The sequence below is a fragment of the Nocardia sp. NPDC058497 genome (assembly GCF_042720195.1).
Taxonomy (GTDB): Bacteria; Actinomycetota; Actinomycetes; order Mycobacteriales; family Mycobacteriaceae; genus Nocardia.
The window spans coordinates 1-10,629 of the sequence record NZ_JBHXMY010000175.1 but is presented as its reverse complement, the minus strand read 5'-3'; the positions used below and the strand labels follow the sequence as shown (position 1 = coordinate 10,629).

Here is a 10,629-nt window from a genome sequence, read left to right as displayed (position 1 = left end):
GGCAGGCCCTTGGCGAGCTCGGCGCCCTGGGTGAGCTGGTCGCGGGCGCTGTCGAGGCGGGTGACGACAGTGCGCAGCAGGGTGCCGAGGTCGGTGTTCGGGTCGACGGCGGCGCCGGTCAGTTCCGCCAGGCCGGTCAGCTGGGTGCCCGCCTGACTCGAGATGCCGCGCAGCGCTTCGAGTTTGGTGATGATGTCGGCCAGCTGGGGATCGTTCGCGAACGGCAGCGCGCGCAGCAGCGGCAGGATCTGGTCGAGGCCGGTGCCGAGGGCGGTGGCGCTGCGCTCCACGCCCGCGATGGTGACACCGGTCGCGCCGAGCGCGTCGGCGAGCTGGTTCGCCTGGGTGGCCGCGCCGTCCACCGTCTGATTCAGCAGCTCGATGGCCGAAGTGAGTTCTCCCGCACCCTGTTTCGCGAAGTCGAGGAAGCCGAGCATCTCCTGGGCGCCGCCACTGAACTGGTCGGCGCCGTCGGCGGCCGCGTTCACCCCCGCGCTCAGCAGTTGCGCGGTGAACTGCACCGAGGTCATCTGATTGCGCGCCTGCGAGACCGCGGCGAGCGCGGCGTCGACTCCGGAGGCGCCGATCCGGTGGGTCACCGCGGCGACAGCGCCGTTCACCGTGCCCTCGTCCGCACCCTCGTGCGCGGTGACGGTGACCTTGGCGCGCTGGGGTTCCGGCGAGGCCAGCGTGGCCATCGAGGAGGTGAGGTCCGCGGGCAGGGTGATCACCGCGGCGTAGTCGGCCGGGTCGATCTCACCCGGTTTCGCGACCGTCCACTCGTAGCCGCCCGCCTCTCGCACGGCCGCCGCGACACGGTCCCCGGTCGGCCCGGTATCGGCATTGACCAACGCGAATCCGGTAGGGGTGTCGCCCGCGCCCGCGCACGCGGCGATACCACCACCCGCCAGCGCGATGGCAGCGACGAGACAGGCGACACGAGCACGTTTTCCGATCACGGCGCCGACGGTATCGGCAGAGTTCGCGCCGGGTCGTGGGAGATGTCTGAGAGTTCGGTGAGGAAGCCGCGCGGGGATAGCTGCCGGTGTGCCGGAGGGTGTGGCCGACACGGCTTTTCCCGGTCACCGGGACTGTGAAACCCGTAGCCGATATGGCTTGCGTCACAGGAGCTTCCATTGGCTCGATCTGTTCGGTACAAATCTCGAGTCAATCGACATCGAGAATTTTTTCGATTCGTCCGGGGGTTCGGGGATTCGCCGGGGGCATCGGGAGGGAGACATCGAACATGTTCCACCGCAACATCACTCGCGTCGGCCGTCGCGCGCTCGTCGCCGCGCTGCCGCTGGCCGTGGCCACCTCGCTGGTCACCACGGGCACCGCCGTCGCTGACGTCGACACCGAGCGCCAGGCGCAGATCGCCACCGGCCTGTCCAGCGCCGGTGCCGCCGAGGGCGTCGACTTCCGCACCGTCGTCTCGCCGGACCTGCGCACCATCTCCGCGACCGTCGACAACGCCCGGTTCGTCGTCACCCCCGACGCCGTCACCGTGGTGTCCGCCGCCGGCGTCACCGTGGGCGAGGTCCCGCTGAAGCTCAACACCGTCGACGGCAACGCCATCGCGATCGCCTCGGTGGTCTCCGAGGACGGTAAGACCCTGTCGATGGCCCCGCAGCTGTCGGCCGACACCAGCACCGAGCTGAAGAACATCGCCACCGACCCGTCGGCGGCCAACCACGACCCGGCCCAGAACGGTGCGGCCGCCGGTGCCACGGTCGGCGCGCTGTCCGCGGCGATCCTCTGCATCCCCGCCCTGGCGGCGATCATCGTCGGCTACTTCTTCTGCCTGCTCTCCTCGGGAATCTCCATGGCGATCACCGGTGCCGTTATCGGCGCGGTCATCGGTCTGGTCATCCCGGAGGCGATCCCGCAGGTCCTGCCCTGATCCCTCGTGGACTCCGCGGTCGGCCGCTCGATGGCTGAACGTTTGCTAGGCAAGTGAATTCGGCCCCGCATCCGTGTCACACGGGTGCGGGGCTTTTCGCTGTCTACGGTGTGCGGCGGACCGGCAGGTCGAGCACCAGGCGCGCACCGCCGAGGGGGCTGTCCTCGAAATAGGCCCGCCCGCCGTGCAGTTGGGCCTGCTGGGCCACCAGTGCCAGGCCGAGCCCGGAACCGCCCTTGCTGGCATTGGTGCCGCGGGCGAAGCGGGCGAAGACCGTGTCGCGCTCGGCGACGGGCACGCCGGTGCCGTTGTCGTCGACGGCGATGACGATGTGATCGCCCGGGGTGCGATGCGCCGAGACGACGGCGTGGGTAGCGCCGCCGTGTTTCACGGAGTTGGTCAGCGCGTTGTCGACGGCGAGGCGCAGGCCCGCGGGCAGCCCGCGGGTGACGAGCTCGGCGTCGGTGTCGATCCGCACCGACAGGCCCGGATTGTGGCGCATGGCGTCGTGGGCGGCCTGGTCGCACAGATCCGCCACATCGGTGGGGACGTGGTCGGCTTCGGCGGTGAGATCACCGCGGGCCAGGCGTTCCAGCGCGGTCAGGGTGGTCTCGACCCTGGTCTCGTTGCGGGCGAGGTCGTCGAGGATCTCGCGGCGCTGCTCGTCGGTGAGGTCGAGGGTGCGCAGGACCTCGAGGTCGGTGCGGATCGCGGTCAGCGGGGTGCGCAGCTCGTGCGCGGAGACGGCGGCGAAATCGCGGGCGGTCTCCAGCGCGGCGGCGGTCTCGGCCTGGGCCTCGTCGACGCGGGCCAGCATGGTGTTGACCGCGTCGGCCAGCTTCACCGCCTCGTCGACACCGGACCCGTCGACCGGCTGGGCCTGGTTGTCCGGATCACCGAAGGCGCTGCGCGCCGAGACCTGCTTGGTCAGCTTCACGATCGGGCCGACGGCGCGCCCGGCGAGCAGCCAGCCCAGCGCCGCTGCCGCCGCCACCGCGATCGCCGCGCCCGCGAGCACCCAGCGCTGCTGGTCGGCGGTGGCCTTGGCCGACTCGGTGGTCGGGATAGCGAGGGAGACGGTGCGTCCGGCCGGCTGGTTCTCGGTGGTGGTGAGGACCCGGTACGGCTGGTCGTTCACCTCGACGGTCCGCGAGCCCGGCGGCAGATCGGGCAGCTGGGTCGAGCTGGACGCGGTCACCTGGCCGTTGTCGCGCACGGTGAGCGCCATCGTGGTCTGCAAGCCGGTCAGGTTGACGAAACCGGTCGCCAGCACCGGCTCGATCAGCACAATGCGCGAGGCGATCTCGAGCTGCTGATCGGTCTGGGTCACATTGTTGCGTTCGATCGCCTGGAAACCCACGAACGCGGCGATCGTGACGATGATGACGGCACCCGCCGCGGCCGCGCCGGCGACTCTGGTTCGCAGCGAAAACGATTGTCTCCGACGGCGTTTCGGCGGGGCCCCGGTCATTTCGGTTCCCGGAGCACGAACCCGACGCCGCGAATGGTGTGCAAAATCCTTGGCGTGTCATCTATTTCGAGTTTGCGTCGCAGGTATCCGACGAACACGTCGACGACATTCGTATCGGCTATGAAATCGTAACCCCACACCAATTCGAGCAGCCGTTCCCGCGTCAACACCACACCCGCATTCCTGGCCAGCGTCGACAACAATTCGAATTCGCGTTTGGTGAGCTCGATTTCCTTGCCGTGCAACAGCGCCCGGTAGCCCGCCACATCGATCTGCAGCGGGCCGACGGTGATCGCGCCCGGTGCGGCGGGCTCCGGCACGTCGGTGCGCCTGCGGAGCAGGGCTCGGATCCTGGCCACCAGTTCGGCCAGCTCGAACGGTTTCACCAGGTAGTCGTCGGCGCCGGACTCGAGGCCCGCGATCCTGTCGTCGACCGAGGCGCGGGCGCTGAGCACACAGATCGGCACGTCGTTGCCCATCGCGCGCAACGCCGTCACCACGCCCGCGCCGTCGAGCACGGGCATGTTCATGTCGAGGACGACGGCGTCGGGCGCGCGCTCGGACACCGCGCGCAGCGCCGCGGCGCCGTCGCGGGCAACCAGCACCTGGAACCCGGACAGTCGCAGGCCACGTTCGACCGAGGCGAGGACATCCTCGTCGTCGTCGACGACCAGGACAGTAGCGGCAGCACGATCGGTCACGGTGCAATCCTATGGGCGCGCAGCGCCGCCGACCGCTGTGGTCAGGTCGTCGGCGCCACCGGGTCGCCGTCGAGATCGGGAGTCGGCGAGTCGTCCGCGGCGGGCTGCGGTATGCCGAGCGGGGGATTGGCGAGGATGCGGTCGGACAGTGCGGTGAGCACCGCCGGGTCCTCGATGGTGGCCGGGGGCTCGACGTGTTCGCCCGCGGTGAGCTGGCGGATCGTCTTGCGCAGGATCTTGCCGGAGCGAGTCTTGGGCAGGCCGGAGACGATGATCGCGCTGTGCAGGGTGGCGATGGCGCCGATCTGCTCGCGCACCCGCTCGGCCAGCTCGGTCCGCAGCTGCTCGGGATCGACCTCGACGCCCTGCTTGAGCACCACATAAGCCAGCGGCAGGGCGCCCTTGAGCTCGTCGGGGACGCCGATCACGGCGCATTCGGCGATGGCGTCGTGGCCGGCGATCGCGGCCTCGATGCTGCCCGCCGACAGGCGATGGCCGGCAATGTTGATCACGTCGTCGCTGCGGCCGAGAACGTAGAGGTAGCCGTCTTCGTCGAAGTAGCCGGAGTCGCCGGTCAGGTAGTGGCCGGGGAAGGTCGACAGGTACGAGCGGATGAACCGGTCGCGGTCGCGCCACAGGCCGGTCAGCGCACCGGGTGGCAGCGGCAGCCCGATGACGATATTGCCCTCGACGCCGGTCGCCACCGGATTGCCGTTCGCGTCGAGGACGCGCAGCCGGTAACCGGGCACCGGCACGCAGGACGAACCTGGCTTGACCGGCAGCTCCTGCAGGCCGAGCGGGTCGGCGCAGATCGGCCAGCCGGTCTCGGTCTGCCACCAGTGGTCGACGACCGGGGTATCGGGATGCGCGGCCAGCAGCGTGCCGGTCGCCCACTCGAAGGTGGCCGGGTCGAGGCGCTCACCCGCGCAGAACAGCGCGCGCAGTCGCGACAGATCGTGGCGGCGCGCCGCGGTCGCCTCGGGGTCGGCGCGGCGGATGGCGCGCAAGGCCGTCGGCGCGGTGAACAGCACCCGCACGTCGTGTTTGTCGATGATCTTCCAGAACACCCCGGCGTCGGGGGTGCCGACCGGTTTGCCCTCGTAGAGCAGGGTCGTCGCGCCGACGAGCAGCGGCGCGTAGACAATGTAGGAGTGGCCGACGACCCAGCCCACATCGGAGGCCGCCCAGAACACCTGACCAGGGCCGACGTCGTAGATATTGCGCATCGACCAGGACAGCGCGACCGCGTGCCCGCCGTTGTCGCGCACCACGCCCTTGGGCTTTCCGGTGGTCCCCGAGGTGTAGAGGATGTAGAGCGGATCGGTCGCGGCGACCGAGACCGGCTCGGCCGGAGTCACGTCGGCGACGGTGGCGTCCCAGTCGACCCAGCGGGCGGCGACGGTCTGCTCCGAGGACGGCAGCACATCGGTGGCGGGCTGCGCGGCCGGGAACTCGATGGTCGGGAACTGCGGGCGCTGCTTGACGATCACCGTGCGCACCGACGCCGTCTGGGCCAGGTCGAGCGCCTGCAGCACGATCGGTGGGTACTCGATGCGGCGGGTGGGTTCCATCCCGCCCGAGGCGGTGACCACCAGGACCGGTTCGGCGTCGTCGATGCGGGCGGCCAGCTCGGGCGCGGCGAACCCGCCGAACACCACCGAGTGCACCGCGCCGATGCGGGCGCAGGCCAGCATCGCGATCACGGCCTCGGGGATCATCGGCAGGTAGATCACGACCCGGTCACCGGCGACGACACCGAGATCGCGCATGGCCCCGGCGAATCGGGCGACCTCGTCGAGCAGCTCGGTATAGGTGAGAACGGTGGTGGTGTCCGTCATAGCGGAGACGAATATGAGGGCGGCCTGATCGGCGTGTCCGCCCTCGGCGACGGTGCCTGCCCGCACGTGCCGGTCCAGCGCGTTGACGCAGGTATTGAGCCGGGCATCGGGGAACCAGCGGGTCGCGTGCTTGTCGGCGGCGTCGACGATCTGCTGCGGCGCGATATCCCACTCGATGGCCTGAGCTGCGGCGGACCAGAAGTGGGCTGGATCGACCAGGCTGGTCTGATAGACCGGTCGGTACTCGTGTTCGGTGTCCAAACCCGTGACTCCCTAGCCTCGCCTCGATGCCCGCTCGATAGATCCTGATGATTGTGGCAGACTTCACGCGACACCCGATGCGGTGCCGCGACCTTTGGTTTTGCCTGGAACGGGCAGGTCATCGAGCGGACCTCTACCGGGAGTCGCCCAAGAAGTTATTGATCCGTTAGAATCTGTTGTCACTTAATTCGGGCAGTCGTAGACGCAATTTCTCGGCCAGCCGCAGTTCTCGGCCAGTCAACTCTGGTGAGCCAGCAACGCGCCTGTGAGGGTTCGCTGATGGCGCAAGGTACGAGGCCAGATTGGAAAGTGAGTGGGAGATGCGTGACGCCGCTAGGTCCGGCAGCAAGCGCTGGGCGCTCGGCAACTGGGACCTGCGTTGGAAGGTTACGGCCGTGCTCGCCGTGCCGCTCGCGGTCGCGGTCGGGCTCGGCGTGTCGAGAATTACCTCGGAGTTCTCGGAAGCCAACCGGCTCGCCACTATCAACGAGCAGGTAGACACGATTCCGTCGGTTACCGCCCTGAGTGCTACCTCGGCGCAGGTGACCGGCAGCCAGATGGTGCAGGTCGGTCCGGGCGTCGCCCTGGTCACCGACAGGGACCTCGCCGATCTCGCCACCGCGATCGCCGCGGCCAAGGCGTCGCTGGGCAAGCTGACCGGCCTGCCCAAGGCCCATGCCGCGCTCGAGCGGATGATCGAGCACGCCGAGAATGTGCGCGCGCAGGGCAAGGCGCCGACAGCCTCGGCGGATACAGCGCTGGCTTCGGTCTCGCAGGTGACGAAGGACGGCGTCACTATCGTCGAGACCGCCGTCGCCCAGGTCAGCGATCCGGTGATGGACCTGGCCAAGCTCCGCCTGGTCGACTCGCTCAACACGCGATCAGCGCTGATCCAGCAGCTCGCCGGACTCACCGAGGTATTGCGCGGCATCGAATCGGGTGAACAGAAGTTTCGCAGCGGTGTCGCGACCGAGCGGCACTTGCTCGGTGTGTTTGCCCACCGCTTCCCGGACGGCGACCAGACTGTCGTGAAACTTACGGCAGAGGCCGACACCAGGCTGAACCTGATGAGCCGTCCTGAGGTGCAGGCGGGAATACTCCCGGTCAGCGAGATGCGTACCTCGCTGTACACCAGCCTCGAGGCTTACGAGGGCATCGTCGATGAGTCGACCAACACCGTCGAGACATCCATGGACGACCGGACCTCCGCCGCGGCGACCGGCGCCTGGACTTACACCGGCGTCGTCATCGCGACGATCCTGGCCGCGCTGTTGCTCGCCGTGTTCGTCGCCCGCTCGATGATCGTGCCGTTGCACCGCCTGCGCCTTGCCGCGCTGCGCGTCGCCGAGTCCGATCTGCCGCACGAGGTCGCCCAGCTCCGCAACGGCGCCGCGCCCGAGGACGTGCCGCTCGAGCCGATGCCGGTGCGCTCCGACGAGGAGATCGGTCAGCTCGCCCGCGCCGTCGACGACATCCACGGTCAGGCGCTGCGCCTGGCGAGTGATCAGGCGCAGATGCGTTCGCAGGTCAACGACATGTTCGAGACCCTGGCCCGCCGGTCCAAGTCGCTCGTCGACCATCAGCTCACCCTCATCGAGGCGATGGAGTACGACGAGAAGGACCCGCGCCTGCTCGAGAACCTCTTCCGCCTCGACCACCTCGCGGCGCGCATGCGCCGTAACGGTGACAACCTGCTGATCCTCGCGGGCACCAAGCAGCGCAGGACCAAGTCGGCCCCGGTCGAGATCGCCGACGTGCTGCGTGCCGCGATCTCCGAGGTCGAGGACTACGAGCGGGTCAAGCTCGGCGCCACCCCGCGTGGCTCGCTGATCGAACCGGCAGCCTCCGATATGGCGCACCTGTTCGCCGAGCTGCTCGACAACGCGCTGCGCGCCTCCCCGCCGGAGACCGACGTCAAGTTCACCTTCGCCCAGGCCCACGATCAGGGTCTGCTGATCGAGGTCGCCGACCGCGGTATCGGTATGCCGCCCCAGGAGATGTCGGAGATCAACAGCAGGCTCGAGCAGACCGCCGAGCCCGGCCCCGACACCGCCCGCCACATGGGTCTGTTCGTGGTCGGCAGGCTCGCCGAGCGGCACGGGCTGACCGTGCGGCTGCGTCCGACCTTCGACACCGCGCGCGATCCGGGTGTCACCGTCACCGTGCACGTGCCGGTCGGCCTGATCGTCACCGGCGCCGGTGGCCCGGTGATCGCGCCGCAGCAGGTGCAGAAGCAGCCGCCACAGCAGCAGCGCCCGAACCCGCAGAACCAGCCGAGCACGATGCAGACCCGCGCGATCACCCGCACCCCGGGTGGCAACGTGATGGTCACCGTCGACCCGGGCAGCGGTCCGATCGCGGCCGGTGCCGGTGGTCTGCCGCAGCGTCAGCCGGGCAACTCGATGGCCCAGGGTGCGCAGCAGGACGCCGCCGAGCAGTCGTCGCCGACCCTGCGTCCGGCCGCGCCCGGTCAGGGCAACTCGCCGCAGCGTGGCAAGCTCGCCGCGGCCAGCCTGCCCAAGCGCAGTGTCGCGCCGGGCGGACCAGGTGCGCCGCAGCGTCCGCAGGGCGCACCGCCCGCGCCGGGTCAGCCGGGCGAGCCCAAGCCCGCCGGTGCCCCGCAGTCGCTCGCCGGTGGTCTGCCGCAGCGGTCGCCGGGCGCGAACGGCGCTCCGTCGCGCGATCAGGCCCAGCCGCCGCGCGACACCGCGCCGCCGAAGCGCGACACCACCGCCGGTGGTCTGCCGCAGCGGTCGCCGGGCGCCAACGGCGCGCCGCCGCGCGACCCGTCGGCCGGTGGTCTGCCGCAGCGTCCGGCCAACGGCCTGCCCCAGCGGGACCAGACCGGTGGCCTACCCCAGCGTGATCCGTCCAATGGCCTGCCGCAGCGTGAGCAGACCGGTGGTCTGCCGCAGCGTGATCCGTCGACCGGGTTGCCTCAGCGCGACCCGTCGGGCAACGGTGCGCCGCAGCGTGATTCCGGTCCGGTGACGCGTGATCCCGCGTCCGGTCTGCCGCAGCGGTCCCCGTCCAACGGTCTGCCGCAGCGTGATCCGGCGCCGCGCCTGCCGCACCGCGACCAGACCGGTGGTCTGCCGCAGCGTGATCCGTCGAACGGCCTGCCCCAGCGTGAGCAGACCGGTGGTCTGCCGCAGCGTGACCCGTCGAACGGTCTGCCGCAGCGTGAGCAGACCGGTGGTCTGCCGCAACGCGATCCGGCCAACGGGCTGCCGCAGCGTGGCGCGCAGCCGAACGGTCTGCCGCAGCGTGATCCGGTGGCCGGTCAGCAGCAGCGTCCGGCCAACGGTCTGCCGCAGCGTGGCGCCCCTGCGCCGCAGCGGGATTCCGGCGAGAACGGTCTGCCGCAGCGTGCTCCCGCGCCCGGTCTGCCGCAGCGGGAAGCACCGAACGGTCAGGCTCAGCGTCCGGCTGCGCCGATTGGGCTGCCCCAGCGCGATCCCGGCGCTACTGTGGTACCGCAGGCGAACGCCGGGCCAGGAGTGGCGCTGCCGCAACGGGATCCGGATCCTGCGGGACCGGAGAACGCTGCGTCGGCAGGGCGCGATCCGGGTCGGCACAGCTACCGGTCGAATCCGGTGAAGGCTGCGTCGTTCTTCCAGACCAGGTTGCAGCCGGCACCGGAGGGTGATTCCGTCATGGGCGGAACGCCGATCTTCGCGGAGATGATGTCTGCGTGGCTCACGGACGAGAATTCCGACCGGTCCCAGATGGCCGCTGCCTTCGAATCACCGGGTGACGAAGGTTGGCAGGCCGCGCGCCGGGCCAGCGAGGCTCAGCCCGAGGTTCGTACCGCTGCGGGCTTGCCTCAGCGCAATCCGGGCGGCAGGCTCGTGCCTGGCGGTGTGACCGGCAAGGCCGACAGCACCCCGCAACGTGATCCCGAAACGATCAGGTCCAGCTTGAGTCGTCACCAGCAGGGCGTCCGGGATGGCCGCGCAATGAAGGCAATGAACCTAACCGGAGATAAAGGAGACCGATGAACCCCGATCTAGGTGGTACGAACCGTCAGCTGGATTGGCTGGTTTCGAACTTCGCCAACGAGGTTCCTGGCGTAGCCCATGCCGTCCTGGTCTCGGCTGACGGCCTGCTGATGGCCGCGAGTGCCCAGCTTCCGGTCGACCGCGCCGAGCAGTTATCCGCCGTGACCGCCGGACTGGCAAGCCTGTCCGTCGGTGTGTCGAATCTGTTCGAAGGCGGAACGGTACTGCAGTCCGTTGTCGAGATGGAGCACGGTTACCTACTGCTCATGGCAGTCGGCGACGGCTCGTATCTCGCTGTCCTGACCAACACCTCGTGTGACATCGGTCAGGTGGGCTACGAAATGGCTCTGTTGGTCGAGCGTGTGGGCCAGACCGTCCAGGCCACACCACGCGTCACGATGGGTTCCTGATGGTGGGATGGACATAGACGATCACCGCATGGGGAGCGCCGAGC

7 protein-coding genes are annotated in these 10,629 nt (G+C 69.5%); 3 read left to right on the top strand and 4 right to left on the bottom strand.

Going from position 1 to position 10,629, the window contains the following annotated elements:
• On the bottom strand, positions 1–959 hold a 959-nt coding region (locus ACFWPJ_RS14475; RefSeq protein WP_378851179.1), incomplete at its 3' end, for a hypothetical protein.
• A 287-nt stretch (positions 960–1,246) separates the two neighbouring features.
• Between ACFWPJ_RS14475 and ACFWPJ_RS14470 the strand changes: the two genes are divergently transcribed.
• Positions 1,247–1,903, top strand: coding sequence for a hypothetical protein (locus ACFWPJ_RS14470; protein WP_378851176.1), 657 nt, complete (start codon positions 1,247–1,249; stop codon positions 1,901–1,903).
• A 103-nt stretch (positions 1,904–2,006) separates the two neighbouring features.
• Here the strand turns inward: ACFWPJ_RS14470 and ACFWPJ_RS14465 are convergent, their stop codons facing one another.
• From ACFWPJ_RS14465 to ACFWPJ_RS14455, 3 genes are read right to left on the bottom strand one after another with little or no spacing between them, the layout of a single operon-like run.
• Entirely contained in the window at positions 2,007–3,374 is a 1,368-nt protein-coding gene (locus ACFWPJ_RS14465; RefSeq protein WP_378851174.1) for a sensor histidine kinase, read from the bottom strand.
• Positions 3,371–4,075 carry a response regulator transcription factor gene (locus ACFWPJ_RS14460; RefSeq protein ID WP_378851172.1) on the bottom strand — a complete coding sequence of 235 codons (705 nt, stop codon included), beginning with the start codon at positions 4,073–4,075 and terminating at the stop codon, positions 3,371–3,373. Before ACFWPJ_RS14460 ends, ACFWPJ_RS14465 begins: the two co-directional genes overlap by 4 nt.
• Positions 4,076–4,116: 41 nt before the next feature.
• On the bottom strand, positions 4,117–6,174 hold the full coding sequence (locus ACFWPJ_RS14455) for an AMP-binding protein (RefSeq protein WP_378851169.1): 2,058 nt from the start codon (positions 6,172–6,174) through the stop codon (positions 4,117–4,119).
• A 320-nt stretch (positions 6,175–6,494) separates the two neighbouring features.
• Here ACFWPJ_RS14455 and ACFWPJ_RS14450 point away from each other — a divergent pair, with 320 nt between their 5' ends.
• Positions 6,495–10,175 carry an ATP-binding protein gene (locus ACFWPJ_RS14450; protein ID WP_378851166.1) on the top strand — a complete coding sequence of 1,227 codons (3,681 nt, stop codon included), beginning with the start codon at positions 6,495–6,497 and terminating at the stop codon, positions 10,173–10,175.
• Complete coding sequence (locus tag ACFWPJ_RS14445) at positions 10,172–10,585, top strand: roadblock/LC7 domain-containing protein (RefSeq protein WP_011207200.1); 414 nt, start codon at positions 10,172–10,174, stop codon at positions 10,583–10,585. Before ACFWPJ_RS14450 ends, ACFWPJ_RS14445 begins: the two co-directional genes overlap by 4 nt.
• Positions 10,586–10,629 lie beyond the last annotated feature (44 nt).

Excerpts from the sequence above, each read along its gene's own strand:
- ACFWPJ_RS14470 (WP_378851176.1), top strand. The coding sequence starts at position 1,247 with ATGTTCCACCGCAACATCACTCGCGTCGGCCGTCGCGCGCTCGTCGCC.
- ACFWPJ_RS14465 (WP_378851174.1), bottom strand. The coding sequence starts at position 3,374 with ATGACCGGGGCCCCGCCGAAACGCCGTCGGAGACAATCGTTTTCGCTG.
- ACFWPJ_RS14450 (WP_378851166.1), top strand. The coding sequence starts at position 6,495 with ATGCGTGACGCCGCTAGGTCCGGCAGCAAGCGCTGGGCGCTCGGCAAC.
- ACFWPJ_RS14445 (WP_011207200.1), top strand. The coding sequence starts at position 10,172 with ATGAACCCCGATCTAGGTGGTACGAACCGTCAGCTGGATTGGCTGGTT.